This window comes from Nonomuraea sp. C10 (genome assembly GCF_008017515.1).
Lineage (GTDB): Bacteria > Actinomycetota > Actinomycetes > Streptosporangiales > Streptosporangiaceae > Nonomuraea > Nonomuraea ferruginea.
On the sequence record NZ_VPFF01000003.1, the window covers coordinates 882520 to 902844 of the forward strand.

Sequence of the window (20325 nt, forward strand, 5' to 3'; positions counted from 1 at the left end):
CGGGGGCACGCCGCCGTTTCACATCCGCGCCCTGGCCCGCTCGATGACCGGCGCCCAGCGCGACCGCACGCCCGCCGGCAGGTCGAGCTCGTCCCACAGGTCGACCAGCAGCAGCTCGTCGACGTACGTGAGCAGCTGCTCGGAGTCGCCGTCGCGCAGCAGCGCCGAGTATGCCTGGCGGCGCTGCTCGCGCACGGACAGGTCGTAGGCCCGCTCGCGCACCCGCACCCGGCCGAGCGCCTGGCCCACCGGCAGCCGCGGCAGCCTGTTGGGGACGCCGCCGGTGAACTCCACCTTCGGCTCCAGCGCCAGCCGGAACCCCGCCGCGTCGAGGATTCGGCCCGCGGTCTCCAGCGTGGGCGACTTGCGGGCGTGCTCGTAGGCCGACAGCGTGGTGCGTGACGTGCCGCACACCCCCGCCAGCTGCTGCTGGCGCATGCTGGCCTCGTGACGCGCCTGCTTCAGCAGCAGGGCGCCGCGAGCGGCCCAGAAAGTGACGTCGGGCAGCCCTCCACCGGGGGAAGACATGAGTGACCACCTCCGAAGTATCCGCCGGGATACTACAGCATGTAGCCGACCGAACGCAGTCGGTTAGCGAATCTCCAGCAGCGTGATCTCGGGCGGCGCCCCCACCCGCACCGGCGGGCCCCAGAACCCGGCGCCGCGCGTCACGTACACCTGGACCCCGTCCACCGCCGCGAGCCCTGACACCACGGGCTGCTGCAGCGGCACGATCAGGTTGAACGGCACCATCTGCCCGCCGTGCGTGTGACCGGACAGCTGCAGGTCGACGCCGTGACGCGCGGCCTCGGCCACCTGTACGGGCTGGTGCGCGAGCAGCACGACCGGGCGGCTCTCGTCACGGCCGCCGAGCGCCGCGGCGTAGTCGGGGCCGTCGCCCCCGGCCGCGCCGGTGACGTCGTTCACCCCGGCCAGATCCAGCACGGCGCCCTGGTGGCGGATCTCCACCCGCTCGTTGCGCAGCGAGCGCACCCCCAGGTCGCTCAGCTCCTCGACCCACTCGCCCGGCCCGTTGGCCGTGTAGTACTCGTGGTTGCCCGTCACGAAGTAGGACCCGTACCGGGACTCCAGGTCGCGCAGCGGCCTGGCCAGCGGCCCGAGTGCCTCGACCGTGCCGTCGACCATGTCGCCGACGATCGCCACCACGTCGGCCTCGAGCCCGTTGATCATGCGGACGATGCGTTCGGTGTGCGCCTTTCCCGTGAGCGGGCCCAGGTGGATGTCGCTCACCACGGCGAACCGCAGGCCGCTCAGCCGGGAGTCGAGCCCCGGCAGGGTGACCGAGGCGCGTTCGATCACGGGGTCGCCGAGCGCCCGCGTCACCCCGTACCCGACCGTGCCCAGCGCGCCCACCCCGGCGGCCAGCGCGGTCGCCCGCCCGATGAACAGCCGCCTGCCCGGGTCGGCGGGCGCGTCGGCGACCAGGACGGCTCCGCCCGCGGGCACGGGCTCCCTCGCGCGCAGCACCGCCGCCAGCACCGCCCGCGGCACCTCCAGCGCCAGCTGGATCCAGAACAGGTAGAACATGACCGCGACCCACATGAAGCCCGGCCAGGCCAGCCACGACAGCCACGGCACCCGCTGCGCCACGAACGTGACCACCACGAGCACGAACAGCCCGGCCACCGCGAAGGTCAGCCGCCCGCGCGCCGCCCCCGGCCGCGTCGTCGCCCGCACCAGCCGATGCCACAGGTAGAAGTGGACCCCGGCTAACACGCCCAGGACCACGAACAGGAACGCCACGCCGTCATGCTATGAGCGGCCCCGAACCGGCGCGGTCCGCCCCCTGAGAGCCCTCTCAGGACTTGGTGGCGGGCTTCTTCTTCGCGGCCGGCTTCTTCGCCGGAGCCTTCCTGGTGGACGTCTTCTTCGGGGCGGGCGCGCGGTCGCGCCGCTCGGCCAGCAGCTCCGCCGCCCGCTCGATGGTGATCTCCTCCACCGTGTCGCCCTTGCGGAGCGAGGCGTTGGTCTCGCCGTCGGTGACGTACGGACCGAACCGGCCCTCCTTGACCACCACCGGCTTCTTGGAGTGGGGGTCATCGCCCAGCTCGCGCAGCGGCGGCGCGGCCGCGGCCCGCCCCCTGCCCCGCTGCTTCGGCTGCGCGAACAGCTCCTTGGCCTGGTCGATCGTGACCGTGAGCAGGTCCTCCTCGGACCCGAGCGACCGCGAGTCGGAGCCCTTCTTCAGGTAGGGCCCGAACTTGCCGTTGTGCGCCACCACCTGCTCACCGTCGAGCTCGCCCACCACGCGCGGGATCGACAGCAGCCTGAGCGCGTCCTCCAGCGTGATCGTGTCGAGCGACATCGTCTTGAACAGGGAGCTCGTGCGCGGCTTGGGCGCGTCGGCCTTCTTCGTGCGCCGCTTCTTCTCGCCCTCGGCGGGCGGCGCCTCCTCCGGCAGCACCTCCGTCACGTACGGCCCGAACCGCCCGTCCTTGGCCACGATCATGTGACCGGTCACCGGATCGGGCCCGAGCTCACGGTCGCCGGTCGGGCGCGAGATCAGCTCCTCGGCCTTCTCCGCGGTGAGCTCGTCGGGGGTCATGTCCTCGGGGACGTTGACGCGGGTGCCCTCACGGTCGAGGTACGGGCCGTAACGGCCGACCCGGATGACGATGTCGGTGCCCCTGATCGGGAAGGAGCTGATCTCCTTGGCGTCGATGTCGCCCAGGTCGGTGACCATCTCCTTGAGGCCCTCGTCGCCGTCGCCGCCGTAGTAGAAGCGCTGCAGCTCCGGCACCCGCTCCGCCCGGTCGTTGGCGATGTCGTCGAGCACCTTCTCCATGTCGGCCGTGAAGTCGTAGTCGACCAGGTTGCCGAAATGCTGCTCCAGCAGGTTGACCACGGCGAAGGCGAGGAACGACGGCACCAGCGCCGTGCCCTTCTTGAACACGTAGCCCCGGTCGAGGATCGTGCCGATGATCGACGCGTATGTCGACGGACGGCCGATCTCCCGATCCTCCAGCTCCTTGACCAGCGACGCCTCGGTGTAGCGGGCCGGCGGCTTGGTCGAGTGGGCGGCGACGTCCAGCCGCGAGACGGTGAGCGCGTCGCCCTCCGCCAGGTTGGGCAGCCGCTTCTCCGAGTCGTCGCGGTCGGTCGCCGGGTCGTCGTGACCCTCCACGTAAGCCTTGAGGAACCCGTAGAACGTGATCGTCCGGCCGGAGGCGGCGAACTCGACGTCCTCGCCCGCCGACGACCGGCCGCCCACCTTGACCTGGATCGACTCGCCGACCGCGTCCTTCATCTGGGACGACACGGTCCGCTGCCAGATCAGCTCGTAGAGCCGGAACCTGTCGCCGCTCAGCCCGGTCTCGCCCGGCGTGCGGAACTCCTCGCCGGACGGCCTGATCGCCTCGTGCGCCTCCTGCGCGCTCTTGACCTTGCTGCTGTAGAGGCGCGGCTTGTCGGGGACGTACGCGGCGCCGTACAGCTTGATCGCCTGCGAGCGCGCGGCCTGCACGGCGGTCTCCGACAGTGTGATGCTGTCGGTCCGCATATAGGTGATGTAGCCCTCTTCGTAGAGGCGCTGCGCCACCTGCATCGTGTACTTGGCGGAGAAGCCCAGCTTGCGGCTGGCCTCCTGCTGCAGCGTGGTCGTCCGGAACGGCGCGTACGGCTTGCGCGTGTACGGCTTGCGCTCGACGGACTTGACGGCGAACGACGAGTCGCCGAGCCTGGCGGCCAGCTCGCCGGCGGCCTGCTCCGACAGGTGGAGCACGTCGGCGTTCTTCAGCTGCCCGGTGCTGGCGAAGTCGCGGCCCTGGGCCACCCGCTTGCCGTCGACGCCGGTCAGCGTCGCGCTGAAGTCGCGCGGCCGCTCCTCCGGTTTGCCGCTGTCGAACAGCGCCTGCAGGTCCCAGTAGTGGGCGGCGGTGAACGCCAGGCGGTCGCGCTCGCGCTCCACCACCAGCCTGGTCGCCACCGACTGGACGCGGCCGGCGGACAGCCTCGGCTTGACCTTCTTCCACAGGACCGGGCTGACCTCGTAGCCGTAGAGGCGGTCGAGGATGCGGCGGGTCTCCTGGGCGTCGACCAGGCGCAGGTTGAGCGAACGGGGGTTGGCGACGGCGTCGCGGATGGCCTGCGGGGTGATCTCGTGGAACACCATCCGGTGCACCGGCACCTTCGGCTTGAGCACCTCGCGCAGGTGCCAGGCGATCGCCTCGCCCTCGCGGTCCTCGTCAGTCGCGAGGTAAAGTTCGTCGGCGTCCTTCAGCAGCTGCTTCAGCTTGCTGACCTGCGCCTTCTTGTCGGGGTTGACCACGTACAACGGCTCGAAGTCGTGCTCGACGTTCACGCCGAGGCGTGCCCACGACTCCCCTTTGAACTTCTCGGGGATGTCGTCGGCCTTCTCCGGCAGATCACGGATGTGGCCGATGCTCGACTCGACGATGTAGTCGGTGCCGAGGTAATCGCCGATGGTCTTCGCCTTGGCGGGCGACTCGACGATCACCAGACGTCTTCCGCCGGCACTGCCGTTGTTGGCTGGCACGCTGCTTCCTACCTCGCTGTTCGCTTGCAGTCCCCCTGCCGGACGTCCGGCATAGATCTGAAAGGTAACCCCTCGCTCGGAAATTTCCTTCCCCCGGGCTACCCACTGGCTTCCGGGTCCATCCACGAGCACGCAGAATAGGGCCCATCGAGCGGCATGGCGCCCTGACTCACCCTGGAGACTAATCGTTGTGCTCGACTACTCCTACATGGATCTCTTCATCCCGCGCGACCTCTCCCGAGAAGCCGCACGTCAGCTGCTGACCGAGCACGCAGAGTACGGCAAGTGGGAACTCGCCCGAGTGCGCAAGCACGCGGACGGCAGCAGGCACGTACGCCTCCGACGCAAGATCGTACGGGTGCGCAGCACCCTCGCACGCCCAGGCTGAACACCCGGGCATGGCTTTGCCCGTCCCGGGCCGCGCCCCCGGAACGGGCAAAGCGTTCAGCGCGCGCTGCCCCTGGACGGCTTCCAGGGGCAGCGGCCGTATGCGGACACCTACCTATGAGCTATCCGAGGCGCGGGTCGCTCAGCGGGTGTCACTTGCTGGTGGGACGGAACCGGCGGGTGGCCGCGAACAGGGTCGCCGTCACCGCGAACAGCCCGCCCAGCGCCAGGGCCAGCAGCGAGGCGGCGGACATCCCGGTGACGCCCGCGGGCTGGGCGGCGCTCATCAGCCCCAGGTCGCCGGCGGGCAGGCCGCGGGTGAGCGACTTGACCGTGCCGCCGACCGGGGTGGCGGCGACCAGCTCGGTGGCCGGGTTCGCGGAGCCCGCGGTGTGCTTCTTGGACGGCTTGGCAGGCTTGGCCGACTTGGCGGGCGTGGCCGGGGTCGACGGCAGGCCGGGCATGCCGGGCACCTGCGGCAGGCCGAGCTGGCCGACGACGTCGCCGACGACCGGCAGGCCGCCGCCGCTCATCTGCTGGGAGGCGTTGCCGAGACCCTGCGCGCCGCTCAGCGCGGGCAGCACGGGCAGGGCGGGAACCATGCCGCCGCCGCTCTGGTGTGCCTTGCCGGCCAGCGGGATGTTGCGGCCGTAGCCCTTGCCGGGGCCGGGGCGGCCCACGTGGGCGCCGCCGAGGCACCCGGCGGCGGCGTCGCCCAGGACGGCCACGGCGTTGCCGCAGACGTTGACCGGAGCGGTGATCGGGGCCACGATCTGGTTGCCGGCAAGCACGCCCGACCGGCCGGACGTCCTGTTGCCGCCCGCGCCGGAGCCGCCGCTCTTGTGCACGCTCGCCCCGCCCTTGCAGTGAGCCTCGGACTTGCCGAGCGCCGCCACGGCGTTGCCGCAGGCGTTGATCGGGGCGGTGATCGGGGCCACGATCTGGTTGCCGGAGAGCACGCCAGACCGGCCGGACGTCCTGTTGCCGCCCGCGCCCTTGCCGCCGTTCTTCACCGAGACGCCGCCGACGCACCCGGCGAACGCGTCACCCGCCACGGCGACCGCGTTGCCGCACACGTTGACCGGGGCGGTGATCGGGGCCACGATCTGGTTGCCGGAGAGCACGCCGGACCGGCCGGACGTCCTGTTGCCGCCGGCGCCGGAGCTGCCTCCCTTGTTGTGCACGCTCGCCCCGCCCTTGCACCCGGAGGTCGCGTTGCCGACCGAGGTGCCGCAGGCGGTGATCGGCAGGTTGATCGGGGCCACGACCTGGTTGCCGCTGCCCGCGCCGAACCGGCCGTCGGTGTCGTTGCCGGTGGAGCCGCGCTGATAGCCGTGGCTCTGGTGGCGGCGGCCGCCGTCGTTGGTGACGGACGCGCCGCCCCGGCACCCGGCGAACGCGTCGCCGAACGCGGCCACCGAGTTGCCGCAGATGTTGACCGGCGCGCTGATCGGCGCGATCACCTGGTTGCCGCCGAGCACCGAGCCGCGGCCCGACGTGGTGTTGCCGCCCGCTCCCGTACCGGTGTTGCGCACCGAGGCCCCGCCCTGGCAGCCCGCGGCCGCGTCCCCGAAGATCGCCACGGCGTTGCCGCAGGCGTTGATCGGGGCCGAGATCGGCGCGTTGATCTGGTTGCCGCCGATGATGCTGCGGTCACCGGAGGTGCGGTTGCCGCCCGCGCCGCCCTTGCCGGACTTGCGCACGGTCGCGCCGCCCTTGCACCCGGCGTCGGAGTTGCCGAACAGCGAGACCGCGTTGCCGCAGGCGTTGACCGGCGCGCTGATCGGCGCGTTGATCTGGTTGCCGCCGAGCACGCTCGACTCGCCGGAGGTCCGGTCGGAGATGCCGCCCCTGCCCTGGTCGACGACGGACGCGCCGCCCGCCGAGGTGGCGGTGGAGTCGCCGGCCACGCCGACGGCGTTGCCGCTGATGTCGATCGGCAGCGAGACCGGCAGGTTGACCTGGTTGCCGCCGCCGATGGAGTGGTCGCCGTCGGTGTCGGCCGAAGCCGTGCCGCCGCCGAACGACAGGACCGCCACGGCGAGCAGAGCCGCGGGGGTGGAAGCCTTCGCCCATGTACGCATGAGAATGCTCCTACTGATGTTTGGGGGGAATTACCTGACAGCCCGCGGCCGGCCCGGAGCCATGCGAGAGCACAGCGGAAACCCCGGGGAGCGCGAACCTGCTGAAGTGATCGACATGTCACCCGCTGACGGAGGGGAACTCGCCCACGCTCCGCCGCCGGCCGGAAAAGGGCCGGAACCTTGTGGCGGGGATTAGTCAGGTGAGAAAGAAGGGTCGTCCGCCGCTGCGCGGACGACAGGGGGTCGCACGTAAGCGGGAACGACGCGCCTCACATCGAGCCGCGGGTCGAACCCGTACCGTGTGACATCCCCCATGCTCGGCCCGAACGGGCCGTTGCCACCGCCGGTGGGCACCAGACCGTCGGTGTCGAGAATCTGGCCGGTGGGGCCGGGCGACGGCAGACCGTGGTCCGACTGGCTGGTGAGCCCGTCGACCGTCAGCCCCGCCATGGCCTCGGCGTCGTCGGACGCCACGACCGCGAGGGATGAGCCGTTTCCTGACGCCGCTCCTATCGCCGTCCCTGTCGCCGCGATGGAATCCGCGGCCGCGGGAGCGGCGGTGAGCATCTGGAAGACCACGGCGAGCAGCCAGCCGGCGGCCACAAGACCGCCGACTGCAACCGCACGCACCAGGACCCGACGAGCGACGGCCGCGAACCGCGCCATCCGGTCAACCCGGCGGGCGCCGGTGGGCACGCTCCGCACAGCGAGGGACCGCTCCCTCTGCCGCTGTGCGGTCATGCGTGCCACGTGACCTCCCGAAAGGACGACCGGCGCAAGGGCCGGTCGCATGACAACCCCTCAACGGTCCGTAACCGTAGCAGTACTCAAGGTTGTCGCAAGCGCTTTTCACCGGAGATCCAGCAACTGGTCAAGCCCGCCCGCCCAAACCCCCTCGAACCACCCTCGCGCCCCATGACACGGCCTGCTCCCGGCGACCTGTGCGTCACGCATGGCGTCTCTCCCCATAGCTGGTATGACGCACCCCGAAAGGTTTGCTAACCTTACGGAGCCGACGCGGGATGACGGTCTCGCGTGCAGGCACCACGTCCGGGTGGCGGAATAGGCAGACGCGCTAGCTTGAGGTGCTAGTGCCCTTTGCGGGGCATGGGGGTTCAAGTCCCCCCTCGGACACACACCGAACGCACATGTGGGGGCTCCGGAGCAATCCGGGCCTCCACATACTGCTTTTCCAGGTAGAAAGTGAGCTTCAGCCCGAGCTGGGTGTAGAGCGCGGCCTTGTCGTCCGGGTCTGCCTCACCAACCAGCCGCACCAGGTCGCCGACCTCCTCGATCACCGACCTGATCTCCGCGACGCTGATGCGCCGCACGGCCGGGGCGGCCTTGAGCTCACCCACCAGGCGGGCGCGTTCGATCTTCGTCTCGTTGATCCATCCGGCGATCTCGATAGGGTCCCCTCCGGCATCGAGGGCGGAGCGGTACTGACCCAGCTTGCGATCACACTTCGACAGGCGTTTCCGCAAGTCGACCAGGGCCGCCTCGTTGGGGTCGATCACCTGCTCGGCCGTGGCCGCGATCGTGCGTTCCAGCGACTTCGGCCCGAACTCGGTCCCCAGCCGGCCATCGACCTCATCCAAGATCTCCGACTCCCGCAGGTCATCCGCAGCGCCGCCTCCGACGAACAGACCGCGACCCGCCTCTACAGCGCTCAACCCCATCGAGGACTGGCCCGGCCTCCACCAGATCCCCCTCTACAACGAGCCCACCCTGCTGGTGGCCCGCGCCGGGCATCCCACGCAGCAGGCGCATACGCTGCCGGAACTGCTCCACTATCCGTGGATCGTCCCGCTCCAACAGACCGCGCTGAAGCACGACCGACAGACGCCGCACCACGTCCAAGCGGTGAACGCCGGCAAGTTGCCGCGCCGACGCGCGATCCCTTGCGTTCAGACGTGAGCGCAGCGGCACGCCTTCCGTCCGCATCCGATTCCGCGCTACAGGGCGGCTTTGTTCATGTCGACCATGGTGTCGAACGCCGGCAGGCCTCCAGCGGGAGCGCGGACGACGCCGACCTGAGCCGGCTTCGGCCGTGCGATGGTCGTGGCGGGACCCCAGGACACGACCTTGATCACAGCGCCGCCGTCGGCCCCTTTCCGCTTGTCCTCGACACTCCAGCCCGACCCGAACTGGAAGGGCAGGCCATTCGCATCGAAAATGATGCGCCAGCCGACGGCCCTGTTTGCAATACTCGCGTCAGGCCGCTTCCCGGCCACCTCACGAAATGTGGGCGACAATTTGTAGAGCTCGCCGAACGTGATGGAGCCCGAATACCATCCGGTCTTCCTCATGGCCGGAGTTTTGCCGGCCGGATTCGGCAGGCCGAACTTCCGCTCGTCGGCGTCGGCAATCAGCGTCTTGAGCGTTCGGATCTCGAAGATGTTGATGACCTGGTCACGGAAAGCCGTGGCCGCGGGGGTGCCCTTTCCGCGCCGCGCCCAGGTCTTTCCCTCAGGCAGGCCGGCGGTCCACAACCGCCCCGTGTCGTAGAACCAGCCGTTCGTGTTGACCCAGCGGTGCGGCCGAGTCTGAGTGAGCAGGCTTTTCGCGACCAGATCGCCTTCGGCGGCGTGTTCCTTGGCGAGCGGGAGGTTCTCCCTGTCGAAGTTCACCCGGCGGGTGAGCCCTACCGCGGCGACTCCGTTCCTGCCCAGTTGCAGCCTTCCGTCCTGGATCGGGTTGAAGCGGAACACGCGGGCCATGTTGTCGGCGGATCTGTTTCTGCCGTTGAACGTGACGGTGCCGTACTGGGTGAACTTCATACTCGCACCTTTCACAAGCTGCTGCTGCACGGCGCGCACCACATCAGGAATGGCGGCCTCGGCCGGAACCGGCGTTACGAGCATCGCCGCGGGGCCGACGAGTACGGCGGACAAGAGCACTGGTGAACGGCGCATCGACGTATGCCTTCTGCTACAGGCCAGAGAACGGCCACTGATCGCGAAAGCGTACCATTCGCGTGAGCGAGTCTGCGGAGTTGAAGAACTCGAATCATTTGCCGTCTTGCCTTCGCTTCGGTTCCGCTAGGCCACACCGTTTTTCAGGAGCGGAACCCTCAGCTCAGTCAGTCACGGCAGAAGACCTGCACTCGTCGTGGCGTGCGGCGAGCAGGCCGGCCGCGAGCCCACTGCAACCGGCAAGAAGCAGCAGCCCGGACAGGTACATCGCCCACGGGCTGATGCCGCTGCCGACGAACTCCACCGCGAGCCACACCCACAGCACCGGGCCGACCCATCGCGGATGCACGTGCGAACGGAAGTGGGCGATCGACAGCAGCAGCATGCCCACCACGGTGCCGACCACACCGATCAGGAGGAACGGGACGATCAGGGCCGACTGCTCCTGCGCGGCGATCAGCTGGGAGTAGGCGTCACGGTGGGCGGGCTCATCGGCCATCACGACCTGGGTGAGCGTCCAACCGCCGGCTACGGTGTGGCCGAACGCGCCGAGCACCCCGAACACGCCGCCGATGATCGTGAGCCGCGGGGACCTCGGCCGCAGCCAGGCGACCAGCCCCACGACCGCGACCGCGAACGGCAGTTGGGACCAGAGGAACATCTGGGCGGCGGCCGACGCGCCCGCACGCGCGTCGGCGATCGTGGCGAGCCACTGCGCCCGGTCATCGGGCAGCTCGGGCTGTAGGGCCATGAAGCCGACGCTGAGCAGGGCGAACGCGAGGAGGCAGACCGCTATGAGAATGCGAAGGTGTCGTGTCATGTGCGACAGTCAAGTCTGAGCGGCTCGTCGCTGTAGTCGGCCGAAAGTGGTCAGCGGTGTCAACTTCGGGCTGATGTCTTCGACCTGCTCGTCCCCTACAGTTGACCCCCATGGACGTGTGGTGGCGCCGGACCGCCGATGTCGGCCTGTGTCTGGCCGTACTCGTCACGGGCCTCACCGAGATATGGCTTCCGCTCGGATCGCGGCAGGGCGACGGGGATCCGCTCGCGACGAGCGTGCAGGTGCTGGTCGTCGCGGCTTCGCTGTGGTGGCGGCGCACCCACCCGATCCCGACGACCGCCGTGACGATTGTCGGGCTGTGCGCCTCGGCCCAGCTTGGGTTCCTGCTGTTCTTCGGGCAGTTCGTGCCGTTCCTGATCGCCGTGTTCTCGGTGGCGCGCCATGGCAAGGGACGCGAGCCGTGGATCGGTGCGGCTATGGCCGGCGCGGCCCTCATCTACGCCGACCTGCTCATCGATCTGCTCGGCGGGTTCGGCGAAATGCTGTACCACTGGGGTGTCGTGGGCGTCTGCTTCGCCTTCGGCCGCTGGCAGTCGATCATGGCCAGTCACGCCCGGTCCTCTCAGCGGCGGGCGGTGGCGGCCGAGGTCGCCGCAGCCGAACAGGCGGCACAGGCCGTCATCGAGGAGCGCACCCGCATCGCCCGCGAACTGCATGACATCGTCGCACACGCGATGAGCGTGATGGTGGTACAGGCGGGCGCGGCCGAACAGATGGTCGCCGACGACCCCGACCGGGTACGCCGTACTCTCGTCACTATCCGACGCACCGGCAACGGCGCCCTCGCTGAAATGCGACGGGTAGTCACCATGCTTCGCGACACCGACGAGGTCGGCCTGCTCTCACCCCAGCCCGGACTGTCGGGCCTGCAGACACTGGTCGACGACGCTCGGAAATCCGGGCTTCCCGTGGAGTTCACCGTGGCCGGGGCGCCGCGGGCGCTGCCCGCCGGCCTCGACCTCGCAGCATTCCGGATCGTGCAGGAGGCGCTGACCAACGCGCGCCGCCACGCCAACGCCGCCACCGAGGTCAGCGTGGGAGTGACATTCAGCGCCGACGAACTGCGCATCGACGTACGTGACGACGGCTGCGGACGCCCGGGCACCGCCGGAACCGGACACGGCCTGATCGGAATGCGGGAACGGGCGGCGCTGTACGGTGGAACGCTGCAAGCCGCCCCACTGCCCGACCGCGGGTTCGCCGTCGCCGCCGTCCTTCCCCTGGAACCGGCATGACCCGCGTGTTGATCGTCGACGACCAGGCGCTTCTACGGGAAGGCTTCCGACTCATCCTCGAAAGAGGCGGCCTGGAGGTCGTCGCCGAGGCCAGAGACGGAGTCGAAGCCGTCACCGCCTGTGCCGAACACCGCCCCGACGTCGTCCTCATGGACGTACGGATGCCCCGGCTGGACGGCATCGAAGCCACCCGGCGGATCGTTGCGCGGCAGCCCGGCGTCCGCGTGATGGCGCTGACCACCTTCGATCTCGATGAATATGTGTACGGCGCCCTGCGGGCGGGCGCCAGCGGGTTCCTCCTCAAAGACGTCCCTCCCGATGACCTGGTGCACGCGGTGCGCGTCGTGGCCCGGGGCGAGGCGATGCTCGCTCCCAAGCTCACCCGCCGGCTACTCGACCGGTTCGCCACAGCGCCTTCCACCAGCCCAGCTCCGCTGCCCAACGTGACCGAACGGGAAGCGGCCGTGCTGCGGCAGGTCGCACGAGGTCGATCGAACGCCGAGATCGCCGGCGCACTGTTCCTCACCGAGGCCACGGTCAAGACCTATGTCTCCCGTCTGCTGACCAAGCTGAACCTCCGCGACCGTGTGCAACTCGCAGTCCTCGCGTACGAATCAGGCCTGGTCCAAGCCGGCGACCGAGGCTGGGACGCGTAGCCCGTCACATCGGGCTCGTTTCACAGCGCGATCGCCTCCGGCCCGAGCAACGCCTTGACGTCGGCGGCGAAGCTGGGCTCGGCCGTCTTCGTCGTAGCCTCCGAGAAGGCGATTCGCCAAGGCCCACCGCCACGCTGCCTGACGACTCGCTCCCACGCCGGGCCAGATGCTCAGTTGCCACGCCGGCCGCCCGGGCTGGACTGACCACACGCCCCACGTTCTGCGTCCTTGGGCGCCTGCCCTCGGGCGAGCAGCGCGATCCCCCAAACGATCATGTCCAAACAGCCGCAGAGTCATCGAGCACAGCAGAACCACCTACACGCGGACCCGCTTCGCGTGCTCCAGGGCGATCGCCGCGAGCCACAGCCAGGCGAGGACCGCCGCCATGTAGAAGGCGACCCCCGTCGGGATCAGCACCGCCATGCCCGAGACGATGAGCACGGGCAGGGCCACGCCGGTCGCGATCGAGACGACCTGCCAGAGGCGGGCGCGCTCGCGGCCGTACGCCCGCCCGAACACGAACGTCGCGGCGATCAGCGAGCCGAACGCGAGGTTGAAGGCGACGGAGTGCATGATCGCGGTGGTGGTCATCACCGGCTGCAGATCCTGAGGAGTGCCCTCGGGGAAGCCGAGGCCCGCGGGTGCGGGGAAGATCCCGGCCAAGATCAGGCCGGCGCCGAAGATCGCGGTGAGGACGGGACCGGCGACCGTGCGCGGCCGACCGGCCCGCGCCTCGCGCAGCCCGATCGCCAGTGCGATGACCGCGATCCCGCTGATGACGAAGGTGCTCGCCATCAGCCAGCCGCGGTCGCCGAGGCTGAGCATGCTGATCGCGTGTCTGGTCAGATCGAAGGCCGGCCGGGAGATCGCTTCGACTGTCGCGACGGCCATGAACAGGGCGGCCGCGAACGGTCCGAGGGCGAGGGGGAAGCGGGCGCTGGTCATGGGTCGATCCCTTCGAGGCGGATGGTGACGGTCCTGTGCGATCACCGACATTTATTTTTGTCCATAAGATGATTGTTGTCTAGACAAAAACTTCATGTCGCTGCAGACTGTCCGCCATGAGATCGGAGCTCGCCCATGAGTAGGGACTTTCGGATCGAGCGGGAGAGCGAACTGCCCGCTGAGCCAGAGGACGTCTGGCACGCGGTGACGCGCGACTCCGCCGCCTGGTCGATCCCGCTGGACCTGTCCCGGAGCACGGTCGTGGTGTGGGAACCGCCCAGCCGGGGGGTGCTGCGGACGGAGATCGGCGACTGGTTCAACCAGATCTCGTTCGACATCACCCCGTCCCCGGGCGGCTCGTACCTCCGGTACGTGCACAGCGGCATCTTCGTCGACGACTGGGAGAGCGAGTACGAAGGGGCGCGCCGCCACACCGAGCTGTACATGCACACCCTCAGCCAGTACCTCAGGTACTTCCGTGGCCGGAGCTTCCGACGTTTCGAGGCGCTCGCGCCGAAGTCGTCGATCACCGCCGACGCCCTCGACAGGATCCGCTCCGCCTGGGGTATCGCGGCGGACACGCCCACCGGCTCCGAGCTCACCCTGCCCGTGCCCGGCGCCGCCGCCAAGGCCGGGGTGCTCGACTTCCACGACGACGCCTTCATCGGCGTGCGCACCGAGGACGCCCTCTACCGCGCCTTCGGCCGCAATCGCTTCGGCTCCCCGGTGGCCGTCGGCGTGTACGAGTACGGCGTCCAGACCCGATCCGAGCGAGAATCGTCCCACGCGTGGACCGTCTGGCTGCGTGATCTCTACGGAGCGGCGGCCGCACCATGAGCCTTCACTCACGCGGTGCACCTCGTGGGGCTGGATCGCCGCCGTCGTGTTCCTCGGGCGCGCCTCGCTCTGCGGGATCAGACCGCCGAACGCGGTCGATGACCGGGGCGGGCCTGACATCCCGGGGTGCTGTGTCGTCGGACTGGTGACAAGCCCAGATCCCACCGATGGGAAGTGATGAGTGACGATGGCCGCGCACCGTGAGGTAGACGAAGCCGAGATCAAGCGGCTGGTCGAGACGATCGTCGAAGGAATCCGGGCCAAGGATCTCGAGACCCTGAGGCGGCTTTACGCGACGGACGTCGTCTCCTTCGACGTCGAGCCGCCGCTGCAGCATGTGGGGATCGAGGCGAAGATGGCGAACTGGACGAAGGCGTTCACGTTCTTCCGGGATGTGGATTACGAGCTTCGCGACCTGACGCTCACCGTTGGCGATGACGTGGCGTTCGGCCACGCTTTCGGTCGGCTCAGCGGCACGCTGGAGAACGGGACGGCGACGAAGGGCATGTGGGTCCGGGCCACGTTCTGCTTCCGGAAGACCGACGACCATTGGGTTGTCGCGCACGACCAGGTCTCTGTGCCGTTCGACGTCGCCAGCGGCGAAGCCGCGGCCGATCTTGAGCCCTGACGAGTCGTCGAAGCTGGGGGCGTCGCACGAGCGGGTCCAGGCCGACGCGCCCGGCCGGATGGCTGGCCGTAGGACCAGAGTGCCCGGCGCCGGTGTGGCGCCGGGCACTCTGCGGTGTCGGCGACGTGTCGGACGCCTGTGGTGACGGCTTCTGTGGCTCAGAATCCGATGGCTTCGCGGAGCAGCAGGACGGTGCCGCGTCCGGGCTGGGGTTCCGCGTTGAGGATGAGCAGGCGGTTGGGGGCGCTGGGCGCGCCGTAGGCCTTCATGGCGCGGTCGTTCTCCAGCGGGAGGCAGTGGTCTTCGACGCGGCGCAGCGCCGTGGGCAGGTCGGACACCACCTTCTGCGCCCCGACGATCCAGATCGCGTGGGCGGCGGCGCCGGCGTAGCCGGGCAGCTGACTTCCGGTGGCCGAGGCGACCACGAGGGAGCCGGTTTCGGTGACCGCGGCGACACTGCCCACGATGACGTCGGGGGTGGACATCAGCCGCCAGATCTCGCGCATCTGGGTGGCGCGGTCCATGGCCAGGCCGCGCGGCTTGACGGCGTCGTAGCGCCCGCTGGTGTTGATGTCCTCCTCGATGCCGGACAGGCGGAGCGTCTCGCTGGCCCCGGTGAACACGCTGGCGCCCTCGGGTATCAGCTCTTTGACGCGGGTACGCGCGGCGGCGCCGTCGTCGAGGATTTCCACGGTGAAGCCGTGGTCCGTCAGCGCGGCGGCCGCCCGCTCCAGGCGCTGCGCGGATGCCGGGTGGGTGAACGGTGCTGCCGGCGTTGAGGTGGTCATGAAGCTTCCTGTTCGCTGGATGACGTGTTCGTCTCGGCAGTACGACGACGCAGTCCCCGCGAATGTGAGGTGACGTGCCGACCTCACAGTTCGGCGCGCTGTCTCGTCGAACAATGAGGGCAGCTGCGACCGAGGGAGCCGTCGACACCATGACCACCCGATCCGAGCCAGGACACGGCCTGAGTGCGCTCATGAGCGAGCGGCGTCAGTTGATCAACCTCGCCTACCGGCTCCTGGGCTCCCTCGCCGAGGCGGAGGATGTCGTACAGGAGACCTACGCCCGCTGGTACGCCATGTCCCGGGAGCAGCAGGACGCCATCGAGTCCCCCGGCGCCTGGCTGACGAGGGTCGCCGGCCGCATCTGCCTGGACGTGCTCGGCTCGGCGCGCGCGAGGCGGGAGCGGTATGTGGGCGAGTGGATCCCCGAGCCGCTGCCCGAGCGTACGGAGTGGATCAGCGGGCGGCCGGGCGGTGCGACCGTCGACCCGGCCGACCGGGTCACCCTGGACGAGTCGGTCAACATGGCCTTCCTCGTCGTGCTCGAATCGATGACCCCGGCCGAACGCGTCTCGTTCATCCTGCACGATGTCTTCTGCCACTCCTTCGCCGAAGTGGCCGAGATCGTCGGCCGGACTCCGGCGGCATGCCGCCAGCTGGCCTCCTCGGCCCGCCGCCGCATTCGCGAGTCGCGGAGTCCCGCGAGTCCGACAGCCCAGCAGGCCGGCATCGTCAAGGACTTCAAGCAGGCATGGGAGGCCAAGGACATCGACGCCCTGCTCCGCCTGCTCGACCCCGACGCCACGGCGATCGCCGACGGCGGCGGCCTCGCCACCACCTTCCTCCATCCCATCGAAGGCGGCGGGCAGGTCGCGCGTGCCTTGGTCGAGATCGCCGATCAGAAGCCCGGCGACGTGACGATCCTGGAGCGTACGGTCAACGGTCAGCCCGGTCTGGTGGCTCAGCAAAACGGCGTCACCGTGACGGTGTTCGCGTTCGAGGTCGCGGGTGACCGGATCAAGCGCATCTGGGCCGTACGCAACCCCCAGAAACTCCGTCACTGGACGAGCTGAGGCGCGTCTCGGCCAGGGCGGCGGGGCCCTGGACGGTTCACTTGCCGTCGATCAAAAGCTGGGCGGACGTGACCGGTGTGATCTCCTTCAGGTATTTGTTCGCCAGCAGCCAGCTCACCGGGACCTCGTCGTCCGTCTGCGGGAGTTCGGGGAAGTATCTGCTGATCACGTGGTATTGCGTGCCGCCGCCCGGCATCTGGAACGCGGGCGCGGCCGGGCCCACCTCGACGCGGAACGACTTGAGAACTCGGAACACGTGATAGTTGCACAGGTGCTGGGGGTCATCGGGGTTGGTGTTCAGGTTACGCGGCGGCAGCCCTCGCCTGATGTACAGGTCGCCCATCGGCGCCAGGAACGACCCCGAATAGCCGCCGAACCGGTCGAGTTTCATGCCGGCCTGCAGGAAGGTCGTCTTACGCAGCAGCCGGCCGTTCGGGAAATCGCCGGAACGGCCGAAGCCGGCGTCAGGCGGGAAGCGGTAGTTGTTCGTGGTGTAGTCCCAGTAGCGCGAGAGGAAATGCTGCGGGGAAAGCTCGCCCAGCGGCACGTAGCCGCGCAGGATCGCGCCCAGATGACCGGTCCTCGGCAGGACGGTCGGCCCGAGGTCGGGGTCGCCGGTGATGTAAGGAGGTCCGCAGACCCGATGGCCGGCCGGGGGACGGGAATCGTCCTTGCCCGGGGGCGGCGACGGGCGAACCAGCCGGGTCTCGGACTGGACGGCGCTCTCGGCGTGCGCTGCCACGCCGCCCATGCCGCCCATGGCGCCCAACATCGTGCATATCGCGGCGGCCAGCATGGCGCCCCGTCGGTTGTACCGCATGACTTTCCCGTCGATCCTGGATGGCGAACGAATGAGAACTGATCACCAGCGAATCGACGACGCACCGGATCGCGGCGCGGCACAGCTCATTTCTGTTTGGCTGACTGCTACGGCGGTCTTCGGCTGTCCGCATATAGTGATCGGCTTCTACATTCCCGCCATTGTCGGAATCGGAATCCCGGGCAGCATCATGAGAAAGGCAAAGAATGATCCGATAAAAGCGACAAGACTGCCAAATGACGAGTTTCTCGACATGCGATGGTTTGTCTGCAATATCTGGACATAGGTGCTAATGAAGGCATTTTTCCGGAGATGCTGCGCCAACTAAGGCGCTCGGCGGTACACCATTCGAAGCCGGCCGCTTCCACCGACGTACCCGATAAGCGACGAGCGCGGCATGACCGAACGCCGCCGCGAGCTGCTGGCCGGCCTCGGCGGCGAGGTGGTCGAGGTCGGCGCCGGGCACGGCGTCACCTTCGCGAACTACCCGGCCGAGGTGACGCGGGTGGTGGCGGTGGAGCCGGAGCCGTGCCTGCGCGCGCGGGCCGCCGCTGCCGAGACGGCCGTCCCTGTGGACGTGGTGCCCGGCGTCGCCGAGCACCTGCCGGTGGCTGACGCGAGTGTGGACGCGGTGGCGTTCTGCATGGTGCTGTGCTCGCTGCCCGACGTCGGGGCGGCGCTGACCGCCGAGGCCGCGATCCGGGGGGCCGGGTTCCGCGTCGATCGTCTGGATCGTTTCCTGTTCTCTCCGGCGCGTACTCCGTTCTCCTTCCACCTCCTCGGTACGGCCCTGCGTGACGATGAGTCGGCGACCCGACGCGTACAGCCGAGTTAGCACGAGTGGACATCAGGGGCGTCGCCGGGTGAGACGGCGGCCCTTGAGGAACAAGAGCGTGCCGACCGGGGTGAACACCAGGCCCAGTGCGCCGGTGATCAGCGGGGCCAGGAACGCCGACCAGAACGAGGAGATCCGCGCGTCGGACGGGTCGTCCGGGTCGTAGGCGACGGGCACGCTCTCGCCCTCCGCGTAGGCCGGTGGGTTGCTGCCCGTGGAGCTCTGGAACGAGTACTGCCTGCCGTCGACCGTGAACTCCACGGTCGGAAACCACGTGGTGCTGCGGCGGATGTAGCCGTCGGAATTCCGGGTCGTGCTGGTCCGTGCGGTCAGCTCCACCACGGTCCCGTCCGTTCGCTGGGCCGAGGCCAGGAAGCTCGCCGTGGAGGCGGCCAGCGCGATGGTGACGCAGAGCAGGACCAGACCGATCAGGCCGAAGATTCCGCCGACGAGAGTGAAGAGCCGTCCGTTGTGCATGGGACGAGTGTGCCAATACCGGGTGCCGGACGCGCTGCCCCCTGTTGTCGCAGTCGGGCAGCGCCACATGGCCGGCTAGCGTTGCGGGCGCCGGCCCAGCTTGTCGGTCCAGCCGAACTCCTCGAAGGTGACACGGACCGTGTCCTCGTCCTTCTCGGCCACCGAGTACTCCAGCAGTTCCGCCGTGTCCTCGTCGACGACCAATTGGAACTCGTACCCGTCGTCGCTCTCGACCGCCAGGCCGACCCCCGCGCGCCCGGTGGCGTCCTCGACCTCGCCGTGGGAGGTGATGCCGGGCTGGTCGGCGAGGATGCGGAAGATGGCCGCCCGGGTGCCGGGTGTGGTCGGGGCGGTCATCAGGTCGACGGTGGTCTGCCACAGGTAGAGGTCGAACTCCTTGTGCGGGTCCGGCAGTTTCGCGAACTGGGCGCGCAGGCGGCCGGCCAGCGCCTTCTTCGACGTGGGCAGGTCGCCGACGTTCTGCATGGTGATGTCCATGTTGGGGATCGACAGGGGCCGCGGAAGGTTGTCGTCGACGCTCTTGGGCTTGTCCTCCGCCAGTTTCGGCGAGCCCTCCTCCTTCCACTTGGCCTCGTCCTGCGGTGAGGGGAAGACGACCTCGCGATCGCTGCTCTTCACGCGGTAGGTGCCGCCGATCCGCTTCGGCCGCCACCGTTCCTCGGACTCGACGATGTACGCCCGGTACGGGGGCCCGTCGGGCTGGATGCTCTTGCGCAGGTTCTCCAGCTTCTTGTTGTACTTCTCGTTGATCGCCACCAGCTCGTCGTCCTCGGCGCCGGTCCTGTCGACCTCCGCCTGTTCCTGGAGCTGGAGCTTCCGCGCCTCGGTCCAGAACTCCTCCGGCAGGTGGGAGGTGGGATGGGTCGTACGCTGTCGCACGTACCAGTAGTCGCCGGTCGCGGCGGGCTCGCGCAGTGCGGTGGCCGCGGCGGCGAGCAGGAAGGATCGGGCGTCGATCCGGGTGGCCGGCGACGCCCCCGTGCCGCCGGTCGTGCTCCCGGGGGTGCTCGAAGCCGCGACCGGCGGGGTGTCGCCGGCGGGCGTGCCGGACAGCACGCCGGTGGAGACGACGACGGCTCCGGCGGCGACCGCGGCGACCGCGCCGGTGGCCAGGAGAAACAGAGGACGTCTCGGCGCGGGTGCCGGGTTCCGGGTGCTGCTGAACGTTCGGGCGAGGTCCTCGCGGCGGCGCCGCCGGTAACTCGCCTCGGCGAGTTCGTCCAGCTCATCGGGCCTGAGCCGGGCGAACATACGGTCGGTCATGTCTTCC

At 69.3% G+C, this 20325-nt stretch carries 22 protein-coding genes and 1 tRNA gene; 10 read left to right on the forward strand and 13 right to left on the reverse strand.

Annotated features, from left to right (window positions below; genetic code table 11):
- Positions 1-18: 18 nt before the first annotated feature.
- From FR742_RS35620 to topA, 3 genes are all read right to left on the reverse strand, one after another.
- Positions 19-528: a helix-turn-helix domain-containing protein gene (locus tag FR742_RS35620; RefSeq protein ID WP_148035683.1), complete on the reverse strand. Its 510-nt coding sequence runs from the start codon at positions 526-528 to the stop codon at positions 19-21.
- 63 nt (positions 529-591) lie between these two features.
- The gene (locus FR742_RS35625) at positions 592-1764 is read right to left on the reverse strand and encodes a metallophosphoesterase (RefSeq protein WP_148035684.1); all 1173 of its coding nucleotides are present in this window, start codon (positions 1762-1764) and stop codon (positions 592-594) included.
- 55 nt (positions 1765-1819) lie between these two features.
- Positions 1820-4516 carry a type I DNA topoisomerase gene (gene topA, locus FR742_RS35630; protein ID WP_148035685.1) on the reverse strand — a complete coding sequence of 899 codons (2697 nt, stop codon included), beginning with the start codon at positions 4514-4516 and terminating at the stop codon, positions 1820-1822.
- A gap of 208 nt (positions 4517-4724) precedes the next feature.
- Here topA and FR742_RS35635 point away from each other — a divergent pair, with 208 nt between their 5' ends.
- A complete protein-coding gene (locus FR742_RS35635; RefSeq protein WP_246639908.1) occupies positions 4725-4904 on the forward strand; it encodes a DUF5703 family protein in 180 nt (59 codons plus the stop codon).
- Positions 4905-5055: 151 nt separating this feature from the next.
- On the opposite strand, the gene FR742_RS35640 is transcribed toward FR742_RS35635, so the two are convergent.
- Both FR742_RS35640 and FR742_RS35645 read right to left on the reverse strand, forming a co-directional pair.
- Complete coding sequence (locus FR742_RS35640; RefSeq protein ID WP_148035687.1) at positions 5056-6987, reverse strand: chaplin; 1932 nt, start codon at positions 6985-6987, stop codon at positions 5056-5058.
- A gap of 192 nt (positions 6988-7179) precedes the next feature.
- The gene (locus FR742_RS35645; RefSeq protein WP_148035688.1) at positions 7180-7653 is read right to left on the reverse strand and encodes a hypothetical protein; all 474 of its coding nucleotides are present in this window, start codon (positions 7651-7653) and stop codon (positions 7180-7182) included.
- Between the two features lie 382 nt (positions 7654-8035).
- Between FR742_RS35645 and FR742_RS35650 the strand changes: the two genes are divergently transcribed.
- A tRNA-Leu gene (locus tag FR742_RS35650) sits at positions 8036-8121 on the forward strand.
- On the opposite strand, the gene FR742_RS35655 is transcribed toward FR742_RS35650, so the two are convergent.
- Positions 8103-8585 carry a hypothetical protein gene (locus tag FR742_RS35655; protein WP_187281528.1) on the reverse strand — a complete coding sequence of 161 codons (483 nt, stop codon included), beginning with the start codon at positions 8583-8585 and terminating at the stop codon, positions 8103-8105. The genes FR742_RS35650 and FR742_RS35655 overlap by 19 nt on opposite strands.
- Between FR742_RS35655 and FR742_RS46655 the strand changes: the two genes are divergently transcribed.
- On the forward strand, positions 8527-8904 hold the full coding sequence (locus tag FR742_RS46655; protein WP_396991006.1) for a LysR substrate-binding domain-containing protein: 378 nt from the start codon (positions 8527-8529) through the stop codon (positions 8902-8904). The two genes, FR742_RS35655 and FR742_RS46655, sit on opposite strands and share 59 nt — an antisense overlap.
- Positions 8905-8942: 38 nt before the next feature.
- Here FR742_RS46655 and FR742_RS35665 read toward each other — a convergent pair whose 3' ends face one another.
- Positions 8943-9767: a hypothetical protein gene (locus FR742_RS35665; protein WP_222709235.1), complete on the reverse strand. Its 825-nt coding sequence runs from the start codon at positions 9765-9767 to the stop codon at positions 8943-8945.
- Positions 9768-10065: 298 nt separating this feature from the next.
- Positions 10066-10722 carry a DUF4386 family protein gene (locus FR742_RS35670; RefSeq protein WP_148035692.1) on the reverse strand — a complete coding sequence of 219 codons (657 nt, stop codon included), beginning with the start codon at positions 10720-10722 and terminating at the stop codon, positions 10066-10068.
- A 110-nt stretch (positions 10723-10832) separates the two neighbouring features.
- Here FR742_RS35670 and FR742_RS35675 point away from each other — a divergent pair, with 110 nt between their 5' ends.
- Both FR742_RS35675 and FR742_RS35680 read left to right on the forward strand, forming a co-directional pair.
- Positions 10833-11978 carry a sensor histidine kinase gene (locus FR742_RS35675; RefSeq protein WP_148035693.1) on the forward strand — a complete coding sequence of 382 codons (1146 nt, stop codon included), beginning with the start codon at positions 10833-10835 and terminating at the stop codon, positions 11976-11978.
- On the forward strand, positions 11975-12634 hold the full coding sequence (locus FR742_RS35680) for a response regulator transcription factor (protein ID WP_148035694.1): 660 nt from the start codon (positions 11975-11977) through the stop codon (positions 12632-12634). The genes FR742_RS35675 and FR742_RS35680 overlap by 4 nt, the downstream gene beginning before the upstream one ends.
- Positions 12635-12949: 315 nt before the next feature.
- Here the strand turns inward: FR742_RS35680 and FR742_RS35685 are convergent, their stop codons facing one another.
- Positions 12950-13579, reverse strand: coding sequence for a DUF998 domain-containing protein (locus FR742_RS35685; RefSeq protein ID WP_187281529.1), 630 nt, complete (start codon positions 13577-13579; stop codon positions 12950-12952).
- Positions 13580-13714: 135 nt separating this feature from the next.
- Here FR742_RS35685 and FR742_RS35690 point away from each other — a divergent pair, with 135 nt between their 5' ends.
- Positions 13715-14416 (forward strand): SRPBCC domain-containing protein, encoded by a 702-nt coding sequence (locus tag FR742_RS35690; protein ID WP_148035696.1) that lies wholly within the window; start codon positions 13715-13717, stop codon positions 14414-14416.
- Between the two features lie 187 nt (positions 14417-14603).
- A complete protein-coding gene (locus FR742_RS35695) occupies positions 14604-15044 on the forward strand; it encodes a nuclear transport factor 2 family protein (RefSeq protein WP_148037163.1) in 441 nt (146 codons plus the stop codon).
- Between the two features lie 158 nt (positions 15045-15202).
- Here FR742_RS35695 and FR742_RS35700 read toward each other — a convergent pair whose 3' ends face one another.
- Positions 15203-15832, reverse strand: coding sequence for an LUD domain-containing protein (locus FR742_RS35700; RefSeq protein ID WP_148035697.1), 630 nt, complete (start codon positions 15830-15832; stop codon positions 15203-15205).
- Positions 15833-15981: 149 nt separating this feature from the next.
- Between FR742_RS35700 and sigJ the strand changes: the two genes are divergently transcribed.
- Positions 15982-16902: an RNA polymerase sigma factor SigJ gene (sigJ, locus tag FR742_RS35705; protein ID WP_148035698.1), complete on the forward strand. Its 921-nt coding sequence runs from the start codon at positions 15982-15984 to the stop codon at positions 16900-16902.
- A 37-nt stretch (positions 16903-16939) separates the two neighbouring features.
- On the opposite strand, the gene FR742_RS35710 is transcribed toward sigJ, so the two are convergent.
- The gene (locus FR742_RS35710; protein ID WP_187281530.1) at positions 16940-17674 is read right to left on the reverse strand and encodes a TNT domain-containing protein; all 735 of its coding nucleotides are present in this window, start codon (positions 17672-17674) and stop codon (positions 16940-16942) included.
- Between FR742_RS35710 and FR742_RS35715 the strand changes: the two genes are divergently transcribed.
- Entirely contained in the window at positions 17661-18008 is a 348-nt protein-coding gene (locus FR742_RS35715) for a hypothetical protein (protein WP_187281531.1), read from the forward strand. The genes FR742_RS35710 and FR742_RS35715 overlap by 14 nt on opposite strands.
- A gap of 111 nt (positions 18009-18119) precedes the next feature.
- Complete coding sequence (locus FR742_RS35720) at positions 18120-18557, forward strand: class I SAM-dependent methyltransferase (protein ID WP_148035701.1); 438 nt, start codon at positions 18120-18122, stop codon at positions 18555-18557.
- 12 nt (positions 18558-18569) lie between these two features.
- On the opposite strand, the gene FR742_RS35725 is transcribed toward FR742_RS35720, so the two are convergent.
- Both FR742_RS35725 and FR742_RS35730 read right to left on the reverse strand, forming a co-directional pair.
- Positions 18570-19034, reverse strand: a complete 465-nt coding sequence (locus tag FR742_RS35725; RefSeq protein ID WP_187281532.1) for a DUF3592 domain-containing protein — start codon at positions 19032-19034, stop codon at positions 18570-18572.
- Positions 19035-19109: 75 nt separating this feature from the next.
- Positions 19110-20318 carry a CU044_5270 family protein gene (locus FR742_RS35730; RefSeq protein ID WP_148035703.1) on the reverse strand — a complete coding sequence of 403 codons (1209 nt, stop codon included), beginning with the start codon at positions 20316-20318 and terminating at the stop codon, positions 19110-19112.
- Positions 20319-20325 lie beyond the last annotated feature (7 nt).

What these genes read in the sequence shown, in the direction of transcription:
- FR742_RS35730 (WP_148035703.1), bottom strand. Translation starts at nt 20,318, where the DNA reads ATGACCGACCGTATGTTCGCCCGGCTCAGGCCCGATGAGCTGGACGAA.
- FR742_RS35725 (WP_187281532.1), bottom strand. Translation starts at nt 19,034, where the DNA reads ATGCACAACGGACGGCTCTTCACTCTCGTCGGCGGAATCTTCGGCCTG.
- FR742_RS35670 (WP_148035692.1), bottom strand. Translation starts at nt 10,722, where the DNA reads ATGACACGACACCTTCGCATTCTCATAGCGGTCTGCCTCCTCGCGTTC.
- FR742_RS35640 (WP_148035687.1), bottom strand. Translation starts at nt 6,987, where the DNA reads ATGCGTACATGGGCGAAGGCTTCCACCCCCGCGGCTCTGCTCGCCGTG.
- FR742_RS35635 (WP_246639908.1), top strand. Translation starts at nt 4,725, where the DNA reads ATGGATCTCTTCATCCCGCGCGACCTCTCCCGAGAAGCCGCACGTCAG.
- FR742_RS35715 (WP_187281531.1), top strand. Translation starts at nt 17,661, where the DNA reads ATGGCGCCCAACATCGTGCATATCGCGGCGGCCAGCATGGCGCCCCGT.
- FR742_RS35680 (WP_148035694.1), top strand. Translation starts at nt 11,975, where the DNA reads ATGACCCGCGTGTTGATCGTCGACGACCAGGCGCTTCTACGGGAAGGC.
- FR742_RS35675 (WP_148035693.1), top strand. Translation starts at nt 10,833, where the DNA reads ATGGACGTGTGGTGGCGCCGGACCGCCGATGTCGGCCTGTGTCTGGCC.
- FR742_RS35700 (WP_148035697.1), bottom strand. Translation starts at nt 15,832, where the DNA reads ATGACCACCTCAACGCCGGCAGCACCGTTCACCCACCCGGCATCCGCG.
- FR742_RS35620 (WP_148035683.1), bottom strand. Translation starts at nt 528, where the DNA reads ATGTCTTCCCCCGGTGGAGGGCTGCCCGACGTCACTTTCTGGGCCGCT.
- FR742_RS35645 (WP_148035688.1), bottom strand. Translation starts at nt 7,653, where the DNA reads ATGGCGCGGTTCGCGGCCGTCGCTCGTCGGGTCCTGGTGCGTGCGGTT.
- FR742_RS35710 (WP_187281530.1), bottom strand. Translation starts at nt 17,674, where the DNA reads ATGTTGGGCGCCATGGGCGGCATGGGCGGCGTGGCAGCGCACGCCGAG.
- FR742_RS35685 (WP_187281529.1), bottom strand. Translation starts at nt 13,579, where the DNA reads ATGACCAGCGCCCGCTTCCCCCTCGCCCTCGGACCGTTCGCGGCCGCC.
- FR742_RS35665 (WP_222709235.1), bottom strand. Translation starts at nt 9,767, where the DNA reads ATGAAGTTCACCCAGTACGGCACCGTCACGTTCAACGGCAGAAACAGA.
- FR742_RS35695 (WP_148037163.1), top strand. Translation starts at nt 14,604, where the DNA reads ATGGCCGCGCACCGTGAGGTAGACGAAGCCGAGATCAAGCGGCTGGTC.
- FR742_RS35720 (WP_148035701.1), top strand. Translation starts at nt 18,120, where the DNA reads ATGACCGAACGCCGCCGCGAGCTGCTGGCCGGCCTCGGCGGCGAGGTG.
- sigJ (WP_148035698.1), top strand. Translation starts at nt 15,982, where the DNA reads ATGACCACCCGATCCGAGCCAGGACACGGCCTGAGTGCGCTCATGAGC.
- FR742_RS35690 (WP_148035696.1), top strand. Translation starts at nt 13,715, where the DNA reads ATGAGTAGGGACTTTCGGATCGAGCGGGAGAGCGAACTGCCCGCTGAG.